At 59.5% G+C, this 20,375-nt stretch carries 24 protein-coding genes; 2 read left to right on the top strand and 22 right to left on the bottom strand.

Annotation, left to right across the window (positions count from 1 at the left end):
* Positions 1 to 156 precede the first annotated feature (156 nt).
* Positions 157 to 840, top strand: coding sequence for a Crp/Fnr family transcriptional regulator (locus ACRQ1B_RS03150; RefSeq protein WP_432292207.1), 684 nt, complete (start codon positions 157 to 159; stop codon positions 838 to 840).
* Positions 841 to 843: 3 nt separating this feature from the next.
* Here ACRQ1B_RS03150 and ACRQ1B_RS03145 read toward each other — a convergent pair whose 3' ends face one another.
* From ACRQ1B_RS03145 to ACRQ1B_RS03095, 11 genes are all read right to left on the bottom strand, one after another.
* Positions 844 to 1,497: a DUF6891 domain-containing protein gene (locus ACRQ1B_RS03145; protein WP_432292206.1), complete on the bottom strand. Its 654-nt coding sequence runs from the start codon at positions 1,495 to 1,497 to the stop codon at positions 844 to 846.
* Between the two features lie 14 nt (positions 1,498 to 1,511).
* Positions 1,512 to 2,180 (bottom strand): urease accessory protein UreG, encoded by a 669-nt coding sequence (ureG, locus tag ACRQ1B_RS03140; protein WP_432293797.1) that lies wholly within the window; start codon positions 2,178 to 2,180, stop codon positions 1,512 to 1,514.
* Positions 2,181 to 2,208: 28 nt separating this feature from the next.
* Entirely contained in the window at positions 2,209 to 2,880 is a 672-nt protein-coding gene (locus tag ACRQ1B_RS03135) for an urease accessory protein UreF (RefSeq protein WP_432292205.1), read from the bottom strand.
* A 6-nt stretch (positions 2,881 to 2,886) separates the two neighbouring features.
* Positions 2,887 to 3,399, bottom strand: a complete 513-nt coding sequence (gene ureE, locus ACRQ1B_RS03130) for an urease accessory protein UreE (RefSeq protein WP_432292204.1) — start codon at positions 3,397 to 3,399, stop codon at positions 2,887 to 2,889.
* A 105-nt stretch (positions 3,400 to 3,504) separates the two neighbouring features.
* Positions 3,505 to 5,112, bottom strand: a complete 1,608-nt coding sequence (locus tag ACRQ1B_RS03125; protein ID WP_432292203.1) for a glycoside hydrolase family 43 protein — start codon at positions 5,110 to 5,112, stop codon at positions 3,505 to 3,507.
* 82 nt (positions 5,113 to 5,194) lie between these two features.
* Positions 5,195 to 6,328, bottom strand: coding sequence for a Gfo/Idh/MocA family protein (locus ACRQ1B_RS03120; RefSeq protein WP_432292202.1), 1,134 nt, complete (start codon positions 6,326 to 6,328; stop codon positions 5,195 to 5,197).
* Between the two features lie 25 nt (positions 6,329 to 6,353).
* On the bottom strand, positions 6,354 to 7,115 hold the full coding sequence (locus tag ACRQ1B_RS03115; RefSeq protein ID WP_432292201.1) for a sugar phosphate isomerase/epimerase family protein: 762 nt from the start codon (positions 7,113 to 7,115) through the stop codon (positions 6,354 to 6,356).
* A 55-nt stretch (positions 7,116 to 7,170) separates the two neighbouring features.
* Positions 7,171 to 8,289, bottom strand: a complete 1,119-nt coding sequence (locus tag ACRQ1B_RS03110; protein ID WP_432292200.1) for an ABC transporter ATP-binding protein — start codon at positions 8,287 to 8,289, stop codon at positions 7,171 to 7,173.
* A gap of 5 nt (positions 8,290 to 8,294) precedes the next feature.
* A complete protein-coding gene (locus ACRQ1B_RS03105; RefSeq protein ID WP_432292199.1) occupies positions 8,295 to 9,239 on the bottom strand; it encodes a carbohydrate ABC transporter permease in 945 nt (314 codons plus the stop codon).
* Entirely contained in the window at positions 9,232 to 10,170 is a 939-nt protein-coding gene (locus ACRQ1B_RS03100) for a carbohydrate ABC transporter permease (RefSeq protein WP_432292198.1), read from the bottom strand. Before ACRQ1B_RS03100 ends, ACRQ1B_RS03105 begins: the two co-directional genes overlap by 8 nt.
* 95 nt (positions 10,171 to 10,265) lie before the next feature.
* On the bottom strand, positions 10,266 to 11,498 hold the full coding sequence (locus ACRQ1B_RS03095) for an ABC transporter substrate-binding protein (protein WP_432292197.1): 1,233 nt from the start codon (positions 11,496 to 11,498) through the stop codon (positions 10,266 to 10,268).
* A 364-nt stretch (positions 11,499 to 11,862) separates the two neighbouring features.
* Here ACRQ1B_RS03095 and ACRQ1B_RS03090 point away from each other — a divergent pair, with 364 nt between their 5' ends.
* Positions 11,863 to 12,906: a LacI family transcriptional regulator gene (locus tag ACRQ1B_RS03090; protein ID WP_432292196.1), complete on the top strand. Its 1,044-nt coding sequence runs from the start codon at positions 11,863 to 11,865 to the stop codon at positions 12,904 to 12,906.
* Between the two features lie 56 nt (positions 12,907 to 12,962).
* Here the strand turns inward: ACRQ1B_RS03090 and ACRQ1B_RS03085 are convergent, their stop codons facing one another.
* From ACRQ1B_RS03085 to ACRQ1B_RS03035, 11 genes are all read right to left on the bottom strand, one after another.
* Positions 12,963 to 13,505 carry a peroxiredoxin gene (locus tag ACRQ1B_RS03085; protein WP_432292195.1) on the bottom strand — a complete coding sequence of 181 codons (543 nt, stop codon included), beginning with the start codon at positions 13,503 to 13,505 and terminating at the stop codon, positions 12,963 to 12,965.
* Between the two features lie 154 nt (positions 13,506 to 13,659).
* Complete coding sequence (locus tag ACRQ1B_RS03080; RefSeq protein ID WP_432293796.1) at positions 13,660 to 14,340, bottom strand: TIGR02117 family protein; 681 nt, start codon at positions 14,338 to 14,340, stop codon at positions 13,660 to 13,662.
* Positions 14,341 to 14,350: 10 nt separating this feature from the next.
* On the bottom strand, positions 14,351 to 14,794 hold the full coding sequence (locus tag ACRQ1B_RS03075; RefSeq protein ID WP_432292194.1) for a GNAT family N-acetyltransferase: 444 nt from the start codon (positions 14,792 to 14,794) through the stop codon (positions 14,351 to 14,353).
* 4 nt (positions 14,795 to 14,798) lie between these two features.
* Positions 14,799 to 16,508 carry an urease subunit alpha gene (ureC, locus tag ACRQ1B_RS03070; RefSeq protein ID WP_432292193.1) on the bottom strand — a complete coding sequence of 570 codons (1,710 nt, stop codon included), beginning with the start codon at positions 16,506 to 16,508 and terminating at the stop codon, positions 14,799 to 14,801.
* 50 nt (positions 16,509 to 16,558) lie between these two features.
* Positions 16,559 to 16,975 carry a lysozyme inhibitor LprI family protein gene (locus ACRQ1B_RS03065; protein WP_432292192.1) on the bottom strand — a complete coding sequence of 139 codons (417 nt, stop codon included), beginning with the start codon at positions 16,973 to 16,975 and terminating at the stop codon, positions 16,559 to 16,561.
* 19 nt (positions 16,976 to 16,994) lie between these two features.
* On the bottom strand, positions 16,995 to 17,351 hold the full coding sequence (locus tag ACRQ1B_RS03060; RefSeq protein ID WP_432292191.1) for a GFA family protein: 357 nt from the start codon (positions 17,349 to 17,351) through the stop codon (positions 16,995 to 16,997).
* Between the two features lies 1 nt (position 17,352).
* Entirely contained in the window at positions 17,353 to 17,658 is a 306-nt protein-coding gene (locus ACRQ1B_RS03055; RefSeq protein ID WP_432292190.1) for an urease subunit beta, read from the bottom strand.
* A gap of 11 nt (positions 17,659 to 17,669) precedes the next feature.
* Entirely contained in the window at positions 17,670 to 17,933 is a 264-nt protein-coding gene (locus ACRQ1B_RS03050) for a DUF1272 domain-containing protein (protein WP_432292189.1), read from the bottom strand.
* 10 nt (positions 17,934 to 17,943) lie between these two features.
* Complete coding sequence (locus ACRQ1B_RS03045; protein ID WP_432292188.1) at positions 17,944 to 18,246, bottom strand: urease subunit gamma; 303 nt, start codon at positions 18,244 to 18,246, stop codon at positions 17,944 to 17,946.
* A 21-nt stretch (positions 18,247 to 18,267) separates the two neighbouring features.
* Positions 18,268 to 19,092, bottom strand: a complete 825-nt coding sequence (locus tag ACRQ1B_RS03040; RefSeq protein ID WP_432292187.1) for an urease accessory protein UreD — start codon at positions 19,090 to 19,092, stop codon at positions 18,268 to 18,270.
* Entirely contained in the window at positions 19,029 to 20,171 is a 1,143-nt protein-coding gene (locus ACRQ1B_RS03035; RefSeq protein WP_432292186.1) for a CE1 family esterase, read from the bottom strand. Before ACRQ1B_RS03035 ends, ACRQ1B_RS03040 begins: the two co-directional genes overlap by 64 nt.
* Positions 20,172 to 20,375 lie beyond the last annotated feature (204 nt).

The following is a 20,375-nucleotide window of genomic DNA, read 5'->3' as shown; positions in this document are numbered from 1 at the left end:
AAGCTGCGAGGCTCACCACTGCGGTCAAATGACACAAGCCCGTTTTTCCGGCCGACACTTTGATGAACATCAAATTGCCGGTCGGACCATCGGCTATCCTCCTCTCATCGAAGAACCGCCGGCCCTTTAGCCCCCGGCAAAGGAGGAACTGCAACGATGAACAAACACGCCATCACCGAAAGCGAACGTGGTCAGCTCTTGAAGACAACGCTGCTGACCGGCCTTCAGGGACGTTCCCTGCAGCGCATGCTCGACAGCGCCATCGTGGAAGAACGCGAGGGACGCTCCTCGGTGTTCCGCCAGGGTGAAAATGCCGACGCATTCTATTGTGTTCTCAATGGTTATGTACGCCTGTTCCGGCTAAGCCGTGAAGGCCGTCATGCCGATGTGCGCATTTGCCAGCCCGGTGACGTTTTCGCCGAATGCATGATCTATGGCGGTGATGACTACACGTTCAACGCCCAGACCGCCGATACGGCGACGCTTGCCCGTTTCGATCTCGGCACCGTTCGCCGCCTGGCCGAAGAGGACAGCAATATCGCCCGCTCGGTCATGACCTGCCTGTCCCAGCACCTCATCGACACCATGCATTGCGTCGGCAGCGACCGCCTGAACACCGCTCCGCAGCGTGTGGCCGATTACCTGCTGGAACGTTGCCCGCTTGATCGCGGCCCGGCCTCCGTTCAGCTTCCCTTCCAGAAAAACCTTCTGGCCGGCATGCTGGGCCTGGCACCTGAAGCGCTGTCGCGCGCTTTCTCCACGCTTCGTCCGCGTGGCGTCACCGTTCGCGGCCGCATGATCCAGATCGGCGACGTGCAGGCGCTGCGCGAGGTCGTGTAAAACTCAATCGGCCGGACTGCGCTTGCGCCAGATGAATGGCGCAATGCGGATGCGCTGGCCGACATCGCCATCCCACGTCGCCTTGAGGCCGTGCTGACCAAGCACGGCCATAATTTCTCGGGCAACGACCGGCGCCATTGAGTCGGCGTTCCTGAAGGCACCGAAAGCAAGGTAGAGGTCGCCGCCGGCAAGCGCACCGTCGACATCTTGGGAGTGATAAAACACCCAGCCGCGCGAGGACTGCCCGGCATCTCCGCGAGCATGGAATTCTTCGCTGACATCCGAACGCCCGTCCGACTGGGTGACGCCTGCATTGTGAAGGGCGATGATGTCGACCTTTTCCAATTGCGCGAAGGCGGCCTCGAGACGATCGACATCCGTCTCCTTCGGCCAGGTCTTTTCCTCATCGCGCTTTTCCTCGAACAGCCCCACCGTTTCCTCGCGAATCCACTGCCGGTCGGCTTCGCTCAGGTCTGCCGGATCGAGATATTCCTCGCTGATGGTTTCCTCAATGTCAGCCTGCGTTTCGAAACCGCCCCACACAAGGTTGCGGATTGTCAATCCGGTCACATGTCTGTCAAGCGCTTCGGCGGCCTGAACAGCCGACACAACTGATGCCGTAAACAGGCCGGCAAACAGGATTTTCAGAAATTTCATGAACGCCTCCGACTTCAAAGGCCGCCATGCAATTCCAGAAACCGCACGACATGCTCGACGCCTTCGCCGCGCTTCAAATCGGTGAACACATGCGGTTTCTGTTCGCGCATGCGGGCAGCGTCGCGGTCCATCACGTCGATATCGACATCGACATAAGGCGCCAGATCCTTCTTGTTGATGATCAGCAGGTCCGAACGCGTGATCCCCGGCCCGCCCTTGCGCGGGATTTCCTCCCCCTGACAGGTGGAGATCACATAGATGGTGATATCGGCCAGATCCGGCGAAAAAGTCGCCGCCAGATTGTCGCCGCCCGATTCGATGAAGACCACGTCGAGATCGGGAAAACGCTGGTTCAAGCCGGCAATGGCCTGCAGGTTGATCGTCGCATCCTCCCGAATGGCGGTGTGCGGACATCCGCCCGTTTCGACACCGACAATGCGATCCGACGACAACGCCTGCATGCGCACCAGAGCGTCGGCATCTTCCTTGGTGTAGATGTCATTGGTGACGACAGCGACCGAATATTTTTCGCGCATCGCCTTGCAAAGCTTTTCCGTCAGCGCCGTCTTGCCGGAGCCGACCGGACCACCGATGCCGACCCGCAGGGGACCGTTTGCCGATTTCATGAAATGTCCTCTCAAATGCTCTGCCGCGAGAATAACGTCAGCGAATTGTGCTTCAATACGGAAGATACCGGTGTCGCTTAGACCGTCAGGAACGGAACAGCCGCGAATGCTGCACCTCGTGCCTGAGCGAGACAATTTCCGCCTGTACCGTGGCCGTGCCGAGATCGTCGAGCGTCAGCGCTCCTGCCCTTGCCGACATCTCGCCAATGACGGTTTCGGTACCGGCAAGAACCCGCACACCATCCGCCTGCCCACAGACGCCGAGCCGGATGGCCGCAGAAATCCACTGCGAAACGGCGGCATGCAGATAGGCTGCCAGTGCTTTGTCGACCGGCACGGAATGCGCGGCCGCAACAGCGCCGACCGCGACAGGAAACGGCAGATCGGACGGCACACGATCGAACACAGGATGCGGCCAAGCGGCGGCACCGGCGACAAATGCCTTGCCGAGCGACAGCGTTTCCGCATGACGTTCCGCCGAACCGGCCAGCGCCAGCCCGAGTTCGGCGACCGAGGCCAAAGCCTCAGCATCCTCGCACTGCCGCCAAGCTTCGCAGAACAGCACGGCATCGTTCCACAACGAGCCATGCGAAAGCACGGTCGAAATCCAGTCGGTTAAACCCGCGGCATCCGTCACCAGCCGGTCATGCACGGCGCGCTCAAGCCCGCCCGACCAGGCAAAACCGCCCACCGGAAAAGCAGGCGACAGCCATGCCATCAGCCGCAGCAGGCCCTGCGTATCAAAAGCAGCCGTCATGTCCGGTCAGTCATGATTGCAGTTGGGACCGTGCACATGGCCATGGTCGTGGTGATGGCCGTGATCGTGGCCATGGCTATGACCGCCATGCGCGTGATAGGCGCCACGCACGGGCTGAAAAGGTTCTTCCACATCATAGACCTTGGCGCCGAGGCCCTCGAGCATCGAGCGGATGACGTGGTCACGCAGGATGAGAATGCGGCCTTCCTCGATCTGCGCCGAGAGATGCCGGTTGCCGAGATGCCATGCCAGTTCGATCAGATGCAGCGTGTCGCGCGCATTCACCTCAAAAAGCTTCTCAGGTGCGGCCTGCACTTCGATCGTATCGCCATTGTCGAGGATCAGCCGGTCGCCGTGCTGAAACAGCACCGCTTCCTTGAGGTCGAGCATCACCATGTCGCCATTCGACAGATGCAGAAGCTTGCGGCGAAGGTGTCGCAGGTCGTGCGGCAGACTGACGGTATCAATCGGCGGATCGGTGACGACACCGGCGGGGCGATAATAATGGATATGCTGCATGGCTTTCCCACTCGAATACGATTGCGCGCATCATTGCCATGCGCCCGTGCAAGCACAAGAGCCTATCCGTCCTGCACACAAAAACCGCGCTCCGCCGAACAGCCGCTAGACCAGAGCCTCATACACAAAACGCCCGAAATCGGCATGGTTGCCGCGCCCCGATGTGTCGAAGGCGAACATGCCCACGAACGCGCCGGTGAACGAGCCATGCTCGCCACGCCCGCCCTCGTCGGAGATCACGCTGGCGTCCAGTTGCGGGCCGAGCGCCTGCCAGTCATTCGCACCACCCGGGCGCCAGAAGAACTGCAGGTCGTTGTCGGTCACCTCGAGCGCCAGATCGATCGGTCCCTCCGGCACCGACACGCCGCCTTCGACCGGGAAGACCATACGGGCATTGGGAAAATCGCCGGGGCAGGAAAAGATCGTCACCACCCGGCCAAGCTTTTCATGCAGGGTAACAACAACCGCATGAAACTTGTGGCGGTTATAATAATGGGTCAGCCCGGCGGCCTGCTGATAGGTATCCAGAGAAAACTCGACCGTCGTTTCGGCACGAAAACGATGATGTTCCTGACGTCGGGCGACAAGCGCCTGCTCAAACCACGAGCCGATGCTTTCACGGCCGAAAAGGCGTAAAACGCTCTCCTTCTCGGACAGGCTGAATAGACGGTCCTTCGCCGGGGAACGAAGCCACTGGAACTCATGAGGCAACGACGGTCCGTCGAAGACGGTTTCTATACGCGCAGCCTTCTCCTTGGCCTCGGCAGCGGCCGGCGACGGGACGTCTACATCCGGCACCACGCCACCCTGCGCAAGATAGAGCCAGTCGTCTTTCCAGACACATTTCTGCAATGCCGTTTCGCGACCGAGCGGCGAACGGCTGTTGGGCGGCATCGGTCGCCCGCACAGATGTGTATGATAGACTTGGCCGTCCGGGGTCTCGACATATTGCCCATGCCCGGCGCGCTGCAACGGCGCTTCCGGATGATCCTTCGCGGTGATCACATGCGTCTGCGGGTGCAGTTCATAAGGTCCGTCGATCGTGCGCGACCGCGCCATGGTGACGGCGTGATTGTAGCCGGTGCCGCCTTCCGCAACGGTCAGGTAATACCAGCCGTTGCGCCTGAAGAGATGCGGCCCCTCGACGAGACCGAGCGAACTGCCGGCAAAGATGTTCCTGATCTGCCCCTTCAGTCCCGTCTTCGGATCCCATTCCTGAAGCAGGATGCCGTCGAAGGCCGGGGATTTCGGTGCCCCGCCATAACTTTCCGTCCGGTGGTTCCATTGCATGTTGAGGAACCATTTGCGTCCGTCATCGTCATGAAACAGGGACGGGTCGAAACCGGATGAATTGACATAGACCGGATCGGACCATTCACCCTCGATCGTCGGCGCGGTAACGATGTAATTATGCGCATCCTTGAAATTCCCGTCGAGGCGTTTGACGTCGGTAAACACCAGCCAGAACAACCCATCGGCATAGGACAGGCATGGCGCCCAGACGCCGCAGCTATCCGGATTGCCGCGCATGTCGAGCTGGCTTGCGCGCTCCAGCGGGCGGCGCACCAGCGTCCAGTTCGCCAGATCGCGCGAGTGATGGATCTGCACGCCGGGAAACCACTCGAAGGTCGAGGTGGCGATATAATAATCCTCGCCGACACGGCAGATCGAGGGGTCCGGGTTGAACCCGGGCAAGATCGGGTTGCGGATCATGTCTTCTCCCATGCGTTCCAGCAGAAAAGCAGATCCACCCGGGAGGGGCACCGGGTGGATCTTGCGCGTCTACACCACTTTGTCAGCGCAGCAGCGCCAGGGCCTCGTCAATGCCGAGGGCTGCCGGCTGAGTGCAGGTCGTGGTGGTCGCGACGAAATTGCCCTCCTGCCCTGAGCGCAGGATGGAGGTCATGACATCGACGCCATGCAGGGCGCGGTCGATCGAGCAACGCACATCGCGTCCCTCGATCAGCGCCATTGCCATGTCGGCGAGGCCTGCGGTGCGATAGTTGGCACGCGGCCCCTGCGGGCTTTCCTGGTTGGCCCTGCCGAATGGGTGATCCCAGTCCTTGAGCGGCTGGATATCCTTGTCCCGCCCGCTCGCCTCGACCACGCCGCCGAAAAAGTTCGGATCGGGCACATAGATCGAACCTTCGGTGCCATAAAGTTCCATATTGGCGTGGCGGTGCGACCAGACATCCCAGCTGGCCGACAGCGTTATGGTCGCGCCATTGCCGAACTCCAGCAGCGCATGGATATTGGTCGGTGTCTCGACCGGAATGCTCTGCCCCTTCAGCGGTTCGCTGGTGATCAGCCGTGTCGGGTTTGCCATGGAGGTCAAGGCCGCCACGCGCTTGATCGGGCCGAGGAAGTTGATGAGGTTGGCGATATAATACGGCCCGAGATCGAGGATCGGCCCGCCACCGGTAAGGAAAAAGAAACCCGGATTGGGATGCCACATTTCCATACCAGGGCTCATCACATGGCATGTGCCCGAGGTGATGCGGCCGACACCACCCTCATCGATATACTGACGGGCAAGCTGGTGCGCACCGCCGAGAAACGTGTCTGGCGCGCAGCCGACGGCCAGGCCTTTCGACTTGGCAAGCGCCTGCAGTTCCTTGCCTTCCTCGAGGGTAATCGTCAGCGGCTTTTCCGAATAGACATGTTTGCCGGCATCGAGGATCGCCCTCGACACGGTAAAATGTGCCGCCGGAATGGTGAGATTGACGATCACGTCAAGCTCGTCATTGGCGAGAAGCTCGGGGATGGTTTGCGCCTTAACCCCGAATTCTTCGGCCTTGAGTTTTGCCGCCTCCGGATTGAGATCCGCGCAGGCAAGGATTTTCAGGCCCTTGAACAGTGGCGACAGCGCAAAATAGGTGGTGGAAATGTTGCCGCATCCGATGATGCCGACGCCCAGTTCCTTGGACATGGAAATACTCCGAAATCTCTTGCAATCAGTAGGTGTTGAACGAGGCGATGGAGCGCTTGGCAAGCCGCACGACATCGTTGGGGTTATCATGCTCCAGCACGTAATGTTTCGCCGGGGTCTTCTTGAGCGCCTCAAGCAGATCCTTCCACGGCACGGTGCCATGGCCGAGATCGGCCCAGCCATCCTCGTCTGTGTTCTCGCCGGCCGGCGCGATATCCTTCACATGCACGGCCGTGATCTTCTTGCCATAGCTTTCGATCCAGGCGAACGGATCAGCCCCCCCGCGGATGACCCAGGCAATATCGGCTTCCCAGGCAAGGTCTGGACCGCCCGCAAAAATCTGCTCCTGCGGGGTCGAGCCATCCGGCAATGCCTTGAATTCGAAATCATGATTGTGCCAGCCAAAGGTGTAGCCGGCATCCTGATAACGCTTGCCAGCCTCGGCCAGACGTTTACCGAAGGCATACCAGCCTTCGGCATCGGCCGGGCGCTGATCGGCGCCAAGATACGGGCAATAAATTCCGGAAAGACCAAGTGTCTTGGCGATCAGCAGAGCCTGCGCCGGTTCGTTTTCCAGAAGATCGAGACCGAAATGGCCGGTCGGCATGCTCAGGCCGTTGGCATCGAGCTCGGCACGGAAGGATTTGAGAGCCGCCTCGTCGAGCGTGGCGTAAAGGCCGCCATATCCTTCGACTTCCTTGTAGCCCTCGCCGGCCACGAGCTTGAGCGTATCGGACAGCGGTGGAAAATTGCGGGCGCTGTAAAGCTGGAAACCTAAAGTCGTCATGTCATCCTCCATGAAATGAAAATTCTGCCTGATCCGTGTCAGACCGACCGGACCATCAAATCCGTTCCTCCGTCCCGGCATCGAACAGCGATGCCATGGTCATGTCGAAACCGAGCCGCACTTGCGCACCGACTGCGTAACGCCGCGCACCACCGACGCGCACCGAGATCGTATGACCCGCAAGTTTCAGCCAGATGAGATTATCGGCACCCATCGGCTCCTCGATATCGACGACCGCGTCATGCGCTTCCTCGCCGGAAAGATCGCCATCGACCTTGATATGCTCGGGCCGCACACCGAGCACGACCTTGCGTCCGGCAGTCAACGATTCCGATGCCTCGTAGCCATCGAGCCCGAAGGTGACGCCATGCGTGCTGAAGACGATACGCCCGCCCTGCTCCACCAGTTCGCCACGCAGAAAATTCATGGAGGGCGAACCGATGAAACCGGCAACGAACAGGTTGTTGGGGCGATTGTAGATTGTGATCGGGTCCGCCAGCTGCTGGATGACACCCGACTTCATGATGGCGATGCGATCCGCCAGCGTCAGGGCCTCGATCTGGTCGTGGGTCACGTAGATCATCGTGTTTTTCAGCTGTTGATGCAGCCGCTTGATCTCGACACGCAGTTCGGAGCGCAGTTTTGCATCGAGGTTGGACAGCGGCTCGTCGAACAGGAATACATCGACATCGCGCACCAGTGCGCGCCCGATCGCTACGCGCTGGCGCTGGCCACCGGACAGAGCCGCCGGCTTGCGCTGCAAAAGCGGCTCGATCTGTAAGATCTCGGCGGCACGGGCAATGCGCTTGGCGATCTCGTCTTTCGCCATGCCGGCAACTTTCAGGCCGAAGGAGAGATTTCCCTCCACCGTCATCTGCGGATAAAGCGCATAGGACTGGAACACCATACCGATGCCGCGATCCTTGGGTTCCTCCCAGGTGACGTTCTTGTCCTTGATGAAGATCTGCCCCTCTGTCGGCTCCAGCAGGCCGGCGATGCAGTTGAGCAGAGTCGATTTTCCGCAGCCGGATGAACCGAGCAGGACGAGGAACTCACCATTGTGAATGTCGAGATTGAGGTTTTCCAGAACCGTCAGTGATCCGAATGATAACGTCAGATCGCGGACTGAGACGCTATGGCTGGCCCGAGTGGTATTGATGGGAACTACATTCATGAGGGTCATCCCTTCACTGCGCCGGCGGCGATGCCACGGACGAAAAGGCGGCCGGAAACGAAATAGACGATGAGCGGAACGGCACCGGTCAACAGCGTCGCCGCCATGTTGACGTTATACTCCTTCACGCCCTGCACGGAGTTGACGATGTTGTTGAGCTGCACCGTCATTGGATAGGTGTCGGGCCGGGTGAAGACGACGCCGAACAGAAAGTCGTTCCAGATGCCGGTCACCTGCAGGATCATCGCCACGACAAAGATCGGCAGCGACATGGGCAGCATGATGCGCCCGTAAATCTGCCAAAATCCGGCCCCGTCGATACGCGCCGCCTTGAACAGTTCTTCCGGCAGCGAGGCAAAATAGTTGCGGAAAAGCAACGTCAGGATCGGCATGCCGAAAATGGTGTGGACGATGATCAGCCCGGTCAGCGTGCCGTAGATACCCATTTCCCGCAGAATGATGACGATCGGATAGATCATCACCTGATAGGGAATGAAGGCGCCGACGATGAGGATGGAGAAGAACAGTTCGGAGCCCTTGAAGCGCCAGTTGGCCAACGAATAACCGGAAACCGAGGCAACGAGGATAGACACGATCACGGATGGAACCATGATCTGAACCGAGTTCCAGAAACCACGTGAAAGACCGTCGCAGTTGAGGCCGGTGCAGGCCTGCGCCCAGGCTTTCACCCAGGGCTCAAACGTGATTTCCACCGGCGGTGAAAAGATGTTGCCGAGACGGATTTCCGGCATGCCCTTCAGCGAGGTCACGACCATCACATAAAGCGGCAGCAGGTAATAGAGCGCAGCCAGCCCGAGAATGCCGTAGAGCATGATGTTGCGGCGCGACAGGGTCTTTTTCGGCTTGCTGCCGCGCGGCCCGGTGGAGAGCCTGCTTCTGGCTGCATCATTGCCGACGGCAGCGGTGTTGAGAGTGGAAACATCAGCCACGTTTCTTCCCTCCAAATTCGAGATAGGCCCAGGGAATGATGATGATGGCGACGGTCAGCAGCATCATCGTGGATGCGGCAAAGCCTTGGCCCAGGTTTTGCGCCAGGAACATGTAGTCATAGACATATTTCGCCGGCACTTCCGACGATGTGCCCGGGCCGCCCGAGGTCTGCGCCACGACAAGATCGTAGAGCTTGACGATGCCGGCACCGATGATGACCAGCGTGGTGACGAAGACGGGGCGCATCATCGGGATGACGATGAAGATATAGGTCTTCCACATCGGGATGCCGTCGACACGCGCCGCCTTCCAGATATCCTCGTCGATGCCACGAAGCCCGGCCAGCATCAGGCACATGACGAGGCCCGTGCCCTGCCAGAGACCGGCGATCAGGATGCCGTAGATGACGATATCCGCGTCATAGATCGGATTGAATTCGAAACTTTCCCACCCGAGCGAACGGACGATGGCCTGAATGCCGAAATCGGGGTTGAGGATCCATTGCCAGACAAGGCCGGTAACGATGAAGGACAGCGCAAAGGGATAAAGGAAGATGGTGCGAAAAACGTTTTCGAAACGGATCTTCTGATCCATCAGTGCTGCCAGCACAAAACCGACCACCAGCGAAAAGATCAGCGACAGGATGCCGTAGATCGCCAGATTCTGGATCGAGACGATCCAGCGCGACGAGGCCCAGAGACGTTCATACTGATCGAAACCGACGAAATTCGCGCGCGGCAGAAGCCGGGAATTGGTGAAAGAATAAACGATGGTCCAGATGGAGCCGCCAAGGAAAATGACGAGGGCGACAAAGATCATCGGGATGGAGGCGATCTTCGAATTGAGATTGCGGAAAAGCTGGTTGGGTCGGCCGGAAAACCTGGATATCTGTCCGGATGAACCGGTTGACGACGGCATGGATTGGGGCATGTTTCCTCCTCGATCGGCCCTGCACGGTGCGTGACCTATCCGTCCGGCCCCGCATGTCAGCGGAGCCGGGCAGGTTGAGCGCTGGAAAGCGGCTGTCAGTCCGCCGAACCGATGATCTCGGCAAACCGCTCCTGTGCGGCCTCCGGCGTCATGGACGCATTGGCGAAGAATTCGGACATGAGGTCTTCCTTCTGCTTCTGCGTATCGGCGGAAACAAGCTGCTCGATGCTGGTCGTCGTGCCGCCCTTGCCGATGATCTCGATACCCTTCTTCATGCAATCATTGGCCGATGCCATATCGACGTCGCCGCGGATCGGCACGGAGCCTTTCTTGATGTTGAAGGCCACCTGCACCTTCGGATCGACGATGGTTTCCGCCAGCACATCCTGTGCCTTAGCGGTTTCCTCGTTGTCGATCAGCGGGAAGTAGATGGCATCACCGCCCGTCGCCAAAACCTGGTTCAGCCCGAGCCCTGCAAGGCAGGAATAGTCCTTGCCGGCAGTCTGGCCGGCCTGCTGGAATTCGCCCTGCGCCCAGTCGCCCATGATCTGGCCGCCGGCCTTGCCGGTAATGACCATATTGGTGGCCTGGTTCCAATCCTGCACGTTGTTGCCCTTGGCAATCTGGCGAGCCTGATCGGCGGCGGCAAAGATCTTGGCCATGTCCGGTCCGGCCGCAACCTCTTCGTCCTTGTCCTTGAAGACCTTTTCGTAAAGCTCCTTGCCACCCAGCGAAAGCACGAGAACATCAAACAGGTTGGTGGCCTGCCAGGCCTGGCCACCAAGTGCCAGAGGCTGGATGCCGGCCTCCCTCAGCTTTGGCGCGGCAGCAACAAACTCGTTCCAGTCTTTGGGCAGGGGTACGCCGGCCTTCTCGAAAGCCGCATTTGAAAGCCACAGCCACTGCCATGAATGGATGTTCACCGGCGCGCAATAGATCTTGCCTTCATAGGTGCAGCTGTCGAGCAGGCTCGCCGGCTTGATCACTTGCTTCCACTTGCCCTTTTCCGCGACCTCGGAAAGGTCGCGCATCAGGCCGGACTGTACCAGTTCCTCGGCCTGACGGCCGTGGTTGAACTGGGTGGCCCCCATCGGATCGCCGCCGGTAATACGGCTGATCATGATCGGGCGCGCGGTGCTGCCAGCGCCGGCAATGGCGCCGTCCACCCACTTGTTTCCGGTAGCATTGAATGCGGTTGCCAGTTCCTTGGCCGCGGCAGCCTCACCGCCCGACGTCCACCAATGCGTGACCTCCAGATCGGCAGCCTGCGCAAGGCAAGGCAGTGCCGCAGTGGCAGCCAGAACGGCCGCAAAAGCACGAATACGCATGAGTCTCCTCCCTCACTGAAACGTTGCAGTAAAAGCTAGGGCAAAGTTTTATGGGTGGCAACCCGCGAGGGAACGAATAATTTTATCGCCCCCATCGATTCAATCCTGAGAAGAATTTCACAATTCATCGACCATGCTCAATATCAAATAAATTCAGTTATTTATGAATTATTCCCACATCAGCACCTTCGCAGACGCAAAAAATTTGTGCGTCTGCGTCATGCCTACGCTGAATTGCAGGCTGTGTCCCCTACACAGAATGACCAGTACAAAAATCACTGTAACGTTACAGTTTTTTGCCGTAAGACGCGAAATAGACAATTGAGCCACCCATCAATGCGGCACTTCTAACGCGAACGCAGCCATGGACGACGAAGACAGAAGATTTTCCCGCGGGACGCCAGCCACCGAGCGTCCGACCCTGAAGACGATTGCCTATATGACCGGGCTCGGCATCACCACGGTTTCGCGCGCCTTGAAGGATGCCCCCGATATCGGTGCCGATACCAAGGAGCGCGTACGCCTTGTGGCGCGCCAGCTCGGTTATCAGCCGAACCGTGCCGGCGTGCGTCTGCGCACCGGAAAAACCAATGTGATCGCACTGGTTCTCGGCATCGAACAGGAACTGATGGGTTTTACCAGCCAGATCGTGCAGGGCATTTCCGAAGTGCTGGGCGGTACGCAATACCATCTCGTGGTCACGCCGCATTCCTTTGAGAAGGACCCGATGGTGCCGATCCGCTATATTCTCGATACCGGCTCGGCCGATGGCGTGATCATTTCCCGCATCGAGCCTGAAGACCAGCGTGTCAGGCTCATGCAGGAGCGCAACCTGCCCTTCGTCACCCACGGCCGCACTGACATGGGCATCGCCCACCCCTTCTACGACTTCGACAACGAGGCCTATGTCTACCAGTCGGTCGAGCGGCTGGTGAAACGCGGACGCCGCCGCATCGCACTTCTGGCACCACAAAGCCGGTCCTATCACGCTCACAGTCGTGCCGGCTTCGAACGTGCTCTTGCCGATTTTCAGGCGGTCGAGGTCTCGATGGGGCGCCTGACGACGGAAACACCGCTTGACGAGCTGCGTACCCATTCGGAACGTCTGTGCCGCCTTCCCGAGCCACCCGACGGCATCGTCTCGCTCAGCGGTTCCTCCACCATCGCACTCACTGCCGGGATCGAGGCGGCAGGCCTCAGGCTCGGCGCTGATGTCGATATCGTCGCCAAACAGTCGGCCGAGTTCCTGAACTGGATAAGGCCGGAAATCCTCACCGTCACCGAGGATGTGCGCCACGCGGGCCAAGAGCTTGCCAAGGCCGTTCTGGCGCGCATCGATGGCGTGGCATCAGAACTGTTGCAGACGATCGGCACTCCGGTCTGGTCCACGATGGGCCCACAGGACTAAACGCAAAAAGCCCGGCACTGCCGGGCTTTTCGAGACATTGCGATAAAGGCAAAACCTTATTCAGCGGCAACCTTCATGGCGCGCAGATTGTCCAGAATGTTCTGCGGCGAAGACGCACCATACGGGTCGCTCTCGCAGTTGTCGGAATAACCTTCTTCCTCGAACCACTGCTCGACGACGCCATCGTTGACGACGGCGCCGTAACGCCACGAGCGCATGCCGAAACCGAGATTGTCCTTGGCGACCAGCATGCCCATCTTGCGGGTGAACTCGCCCGAACCGTCCGGAATAACGGTGACGTTGGCAAGGTTCTGGCTCTTGGCCCATGCGTTCATGACGAACGCGTCATTGACCGACATGCAATAGATGGCATCGATGCCTTCGGCCTGGAAATCGCCGAAAAGCTTTTCGAAATCAGGCAGCTGGAAGGTCGAGCAGGTCGGCGTGAAAGCGCCCGGCAGCGAAAACAGAACAACGCGCTTGCCGGCGAAATAATCGGCCGAGGTCACATCCTGCCAACGGTAGGGGTTCGGGCCGCCAACGGCCTCATCGCGAACACGAGTGCGGAAAGTGACTTGGGGAACGCGTTTGCCCAGCATGACTGTCTCCAAAAGAAATTGAACATTTGCCCCGTACCGAGGCAGATGGAACTTCTCTAAAGACAATTCTCCCGCAGCGCAGCAAGGTTATTAATAAAATCTTGCATTGCACAGCAGCTATTCACAGGAAGCATTGCTCGGCGGCAAAGCGGCCTCAATTTTCGGCGTGATTGTAGAGATCGAGCGAGATGCCGAGCGTCTGTGGCAGCGGGTTCCACAAACCGGTTCGCAATCCGGCAGCCCGCAAAGCACCCGACGTCCAGGTATTGCACCCAACCAGCGCATTGAACGAGCCATGCGCCTCGAAGAACTGGTCATGGTTACCGTAACCGGCACCGGGAATGAGGGCGACCTTGCCCTGCTCGCGGACGAAACTCGCCTGAATGAAGCCGGAGAGGTTTTGGAAAGCGTCGGCGGACAGGTCGAAAGCCCGAATGGACGGATGCGCCTCGTCGATCGGCCCGGCGATATCGACATGCATGACCGAACGGTCGACGGTGAGTGCGCGAAAGACCGGCATCGGCTTGAGTTCGGCCCATGTCGGCGTTTCCAGATAAAACGACCGCCCTCCCCATCCGATTATCAGCCAAGCGGCCCGTGGATCGGCGACAGGAATGCCGGTGTCGCCGAGAAACGCATAGGCTACGCGCGTCTCGTCATTCAGCGGGATGGCGATATCGGTATGGATCGGGTTGGACAGCACGAGAATGCGACGCGTATCGGCAACGGCAGTGCGTTCCGGTGCAAATAGCGGACGTGGGACAAACGTGCCAACGATGACGGCCAGTATGAAGGTGGCAACAATCGCCAGCGCCGCCGCAAAAACAAGCCTTATCCTCCCCATGTCAAAGCGCCTTGCGGAAATAGACCACCCGCTCCGTTTCGGCAAAACCCCATCTTTGGTGGGCATGATGTGAGGCGAGATTAGCGATATCGGCATCTGAACAAAGTTCGACAAAGCCTTCGGCCGCGCAATCTTCCGAAATATTTTCGATCAGCAAACGACCGATCCCGTGGCGACGGTGCTCATCCGCGATCCAGATCCCCTCGAGAAACGGCACCGGCGATCGCGTGCTTCCATTGGCATATCGACGGATGGAAATTTCAGCAAAACCGACCGTCTCGCCAGCCAGATCGAAGGCGAGATAACCGCGCAAAACGTTGCCCGGCAAGCCAGTTTCGATTTCCGCGCGATGTTCATCTAGTCCCCCATGCGGCCAGAGTGCATGCCTCAACCGCGCCCATTCGGCATTATCCGCAGGTTCACATCGACGGATTAAATAGGCCATGGGATCAAAACAGAAAATACCGCTGTGCCATCGGCAGCACCGTTGCCGGTTCGCAGGTCAGCAACTCACCATCGGCCCGCACCTCGTAGGTCTCCGGATCGACCTCCACATGCGGCGTTGCCGAATTGTGGATCATCGACGCCTTGCCGATGCCGCCACGCACGTTCTTCACCGCCACCAGTTTTTTGGCGACGCCCAGACGCTGCGCCAGACCGCCATCGAGCGACGCTTGGCTTACGAAAGTGACGGAGGAATTGGTGCGCAGCTTGCCATAAGCGGCGAACATCGGGCGATAATGCATCGGCTGCGGTGTCGGGATCGAGGCATTCGGGTCGCCCATCGGAGCCGCCGCAATCGAGCCGCCGAGCAGCACCATTTCCGGCTTCACGCCGAAAAAGGCCGGGTTCCACAATACGAGGTCGGCGCGTTTACCCACTTCCACCGAGCCGATTTCATGGCTGACACCATGGGCGATGGCCGGGTTGATCGTGTATTTGGCGATATAGCGGCGAACGCGAAAATTGTCGTTGTCGCCGGTTTCTTCCTTCAGCGCACCGCGCTGGCGCTTCATCTTGTCGGCCGTCTGCCATGTGCGGATCGCCACTTCGCCGACGCGGCCCATGGCCTGGCTGTCGGACGAGATGATCGAGAAGGCACCCATGTCGTGCAAAATGTCTTCCGCCGCGATGGTTTCCTTGCGGATACGGCTTTCGGCGAACGCAATGTCTTCCGGGATGGACGGCGACAGGTGATGGCAGACCATCAGCATGTCGAGATGTTCGGCGAGCGTATTGACGGTGTACGGCCGCGTCGGATTGGTCGAAGACGGGATGACGTTGGGATTGCCGCAAACCTTGATGATATCAGGTGCGTGGCCACCGCCCGCCCCTTCCGTGTGGAAGGCGTGGATGGTGCGGCCCTTGATGGCGGCAACCGTGTCCTCGACAAAACCCGATTCGTTCAGCGTGTCGGTATGGATCATCACCTGCACGTCGAACGCATCGGCCACCGTCAGGCAGTTGTCGATGGCGGCAGGCGTCGTGCCCCAGTCTTCATGCAGTTTCAGCGAGGACGCACCGGCAAGGATCATTTCCTCCAGCGGTGCCGACAGCGCCGCATTGCCCTTGCCGGCGAGCGCCAGGTTCATCGGAAAAGCGTCAAAACTTTCGATCATGCGCTCGATATGCCACGCGCCGGTGCAGGTGGTGGCAAGCGTGCCATGCGCCGGGCCGGAACCGCCGCCGAGCATGGTGGTCACGCCGGACATCAGCGCTTCCTCGATCTGCTGCGGGCAGATGTAATGGATATGCGCATCCATGCCGCCGGCGGTCAAAATCTTGCCCTCACCGGCAATCGCCTCGGTGGAAGGCCCGACGATGATGGTCACGCCCGGCTGCGTATCCGGGTTACCGGCCTTGCCGATCGCGTGGATGCGACCGTTTTTCAAGCCCACATCGGCCTTGTAGATACCGGTGTGATCGACGATCAGCGCATTGGTGATGACGGTATCGACAGCCCCTTGCGCGCGCGTCGCCTGGCTCTGACCCATGCCGTCACGAATGACCTTGCCGCCGCCGAATTTCACCTCTTCGCCATAGGTGGTGAAGTCCTTTTCCACCTCGATGAAAAGCTCGGTATCGGCCAGCCGCACCTTGTCGCCCGTGGTCGGACCGAACATCGAGGCGTAGGCAGCACGGGACATCTTGTAGGACATGGTTTCCCCTCTGAAATTCGGTCGTCGCCAATCGGCAAGGATCGGCCTGATTACATATTTTCGGAAAGCGCCTTCAATTCCTTGGTGCGCTCGCGCGTCAGGTTGGCGGCGCAGGTCGAAATCAGCATCGGCTCCATCGACCCGCCGCGCGCCTGAAAACCCTGCAGATCGCATTCGGCGTCACGATACGCGACCCACGCACGCTGGGCCTTGACCAGCGCCGCTTCCGCACCCTTCTGGTCTTCCGTCACTGCGTCGGCATCGCGCGCCTTCATCGCCTTGCGGGTCGCCTGATACTGGACGTTCAGCGCGCCATCGGCATCGGCCAAATCCCTGCCGGCACAGATCGTCATGTCGGTCTGTGTCTGCGGTGCCTTGCAATCCGGCTGCGGCTCCTGCGCCGGTGCCGGGCCATCGACCAACAACACGCAACCGCACAAAAGCGGCATCATCGCCAGTTTCAGCATTTTCCGACCCTTTCGCATCTCACGCTGCCGCGCCGTCGTGATGATACGAGGTCAGTTCGCGTGGATTGACGCCTTCCAGACAATTGACGTTGAGCGCCACCATTTCCGCACCATCGGGCGCGGTGCCGTAGGAAAAGCTCTGAATGCCGCAGGTCTTGCAGAACAGGTGCTGCAGCTTCATCGAGTTGAACCGGTATTCGCTGAGGTTCTCCTCGCCGGATTTCAGCGAGAAAGCCGCCTTTGGCGTGAAGGCCAGAACGGCACCGAGACGCTGGCAGCGCGAGCAGTTGCAGGTCACGGTCTTGTCGAGATCGGCATCCGCCTCGAAGGAAACGGCGCCGCACTGGCAGCCGCCGATATAATGTTTGGTCGCCATGTCAGAGCGCTCCCATGATCTTTTGCTGGAAACCATAAACTTCGCGCTTGCCCGAAAGCGGGATCAGCGTCACCGAGCGCGTCTGGCCCGGTTCGAAACGGACTGCGGTGCCGGCCGGAATATCGAGCCGCATGCCCCGCGCGCTGTCGCGATCGAAGGCGAGGCCGTTGTTGGTTTCGAAAAAATGATAGTGGCTGCCCACCTGGATAGGCCGGTCACCGGTATTCGAGACATCGACGGAAATCGTCGGCACACCGGCATTCAGCTCGATTTCGCCTTTTGCGGCAATGACTTCACCGGGTATCATGAATCACTCCCTCAGGCGGTTAAAGCAGTTTGTGGCCCGCAGCCTTCGGGCTTCAGCACCCGAACGGTGGAAGCCGGATTGTTGACCAGTGCCGCCACGGGCCGCACCGGACGGCGCACCAGTTCGCCACTGCAATTGGGGCAAAAACCGCCAAGCTTGTCCGAAGCGCAATCGGCGCAGAATGTGCATTCGAACGTGCAGATCATCGCCGCGCGGCTTTCCGGGGGCAAATCGGTGTCGCAGCATTCGCAATTGGGTCGCAGGGCCAAAGCCATAACTTGCTCCTCAGCGGATCGGTTCGTGCACGGTCACAAGCTTGGTTCCATCCGGAAACGTCGCTTCCACCTGCACGTCATGGATCATTTCCGGAATGCCTTGCATCACCTGTTCGCGGGTCACGACATGGGCGCCCGCCTCCATCAGGTCCGCAACCGAACGGCCATCACGCGCGCCTTCGACAACGTAGTCGGTAATGAGCGCAATGGCCTCGGGATAATTCAGCTTAACGCCGCGCTCGAGGCGGCGGCGGGCGACGATGGCCGCCATGGAAATCAGCAGCTTGTCTTTTTCGCGTGGGGTCAGGTTCATGGAACGTCCCGGCTTATCGGATCAGATATGCCAGACTTTCGGCACTGGCGCGCCATTACGCAATACGGAAATTGCCGGTACGAGGATTTTTCTCAAAGCAAAGCCGTCAATGGCGGTTATTCGGGCAATCAGTTTGTCATTCCAGACGCTTACGCCTGCATTTGCATCACAGAGCGCGCTTCGCAGCGGCGAAAGCAGCGCTTCCGCAAGCGGCCCGGTGTAAAACAGCGTCGCAAACGCCACCTGCCCCGACAGGACTGAAGACTGGGCCGACAACGATTCGACCGCGCCATCCAGACGCAGATCCTCGGCATGGATCAGCCTGCCGCCACGGCGAATGCGCCAACGGTCATGGAAAAAGCCTTGAGACACGGCTTCACCCATCGCCTTGCGGCCAAGCAGAACCGCTTCGACGGCTAAAAAATCGGAATTTTCATGGAGATCGACGTCGAGACTGCGCGTCAGTGAAGACTGGTCGAAAAGGATGGTTTCCTGCGGCAGCCAGTGGATGGCCGCCCCCTCGCCGACTTCGATCCGGGTCGAAAGCGTCGCGGTATCGGCGGATGCCTTGTAGATCTTTTCATTGGCCTGGGTCGTGATCGTCGCCGCCGTCCCACAGCCGGCGACGATCTTCCACCCCACTCGATCTCCGCCGGTGAGACCACCGGACGTATTGATCAGAACCGCTTCCATCTCCGGAGAAAAAGTCTCCGGCAGGCGGATTTTTGCGCAGCCTTCCTGAAACAGTTCGGAAAGCCGCGTGCGACCCTGGAATGCCTTAGTTACAAGGCGCCCTTCGCCCCTTGCCCGCTGCGGCGCATGTCTGTCGTCTGGCTGGTGCTGCACGTCATGTCCTGGCTGTCGCCGGTTGCCATGCAGTCCTTTGCAGCGGCTTCCGAAATCTTGGCCTTCGGCTGCGCGGCGGTTGCCACGACATCGGTGCTGTCGGCCTTGCCGAAGAAGTCCCACATACGATAGGCCGGGTCAATATTGGCATCGAAGGCCGGCTTCTTGGCAACGGCCGAGACCTTGACCACACCATTGGCGCTGTCAGTTGCGGCGGCAATCACGGTTTCCTTTTCCGTCGGCTTCGGCCAGTCATGCGTGCCGTTGGCAAAGGAATAGGCGGCGATGCGCGCACCATTCTTGCAGGTGTCGTAAATGCCGTAGGTCACGCCGTTGACCGTGTCCGTGCGGCCATTACCGGTGCAGCCGTCCATATCGGTCCAGCGCTGGATCGCGGTCTTGAAGCTGTATTGCCAATAAGCGGCGCCGCCGCCGGCATAGGGGTTCTGGCGATCCTTTTCGCCTGCGAAGGCAACGATCGACACAGGCTTGGCCGGGCTGCAATTGGCCTTTTCAGGCGCCCATTTACCGTCGGTCTCCACCGGGCGACCGGCGCGCAGCGAATTCACGAAGCCGGCAGCGACGAATTCATCGCCACCCGAGCACAGGTAAGCCGAAAGCATGCGGCCGCCACCGGAATAACCGGACGCGAATACGCGGTTCGGATCGACGCAGAAATCTTCCTTCACCTCATCGACGGCTTCATCGATGAAGGAAATCTCGTCGAGACCACCCTGACCGCCGGTCGGGATGATTTCCTTGCTGACTTCGACATGGGGAACATTCCAGGCAAAGGTGCCAGGTGCCTTGCCGGGCAGGCTGCCCTGCAGCGCCACCGCAATAAAGCCGTTCTTTTCGGCAACCTTGTCCCAGGAAGAGCGCGTGAGCTGGCCGTTCGGATTGCTGTTGCTGCCGTGGAAATCGAACACGACCGCGACCTTATCTTTGCCCGTGTAGGAGGACGGCACGTAATAGACGGCTGAACGCTTGACGCCATCGGCTTCGATCGTTGTGACGTGACGGCCGGGCTTATAGGTCTCGCCACATCCGGCATGCGCCATTCCAAGGCCACCGGCCAAGAAAAAAGCTCCTGTCGCAAAAAAAGTGCCAAGAGCTTGGGAACCAGATCGAGCTTTCATGCGTTCAAATGCCATCAAGCGCCTCATTGTCGGGTGCGGGGTGGTGTTTGTCTGTCTGAATGCCGGCTGAATAACACTTATTAGAAGCGATTTAAATGGCTCCACCGGGTGGCAGCCATGCAATAAATTGCATCCTGTGACATA

Origin of the sequence: Endobacterium panacihumi (assembly GCF_050847465.1) — a bacterium.
Taxonomy (GTDB): domain Bacteria; phylum Pseudomonadota; class Alphaproteobacteria; order Rhizobiales; family Rhizobiaceae; genus Neorhizobium; species Neorhizobium panacihumi.
Note: the sequence above shows the minus strand (reverse complement) of the source record. Positions and strands in the feature narration are given on the sequence as shown.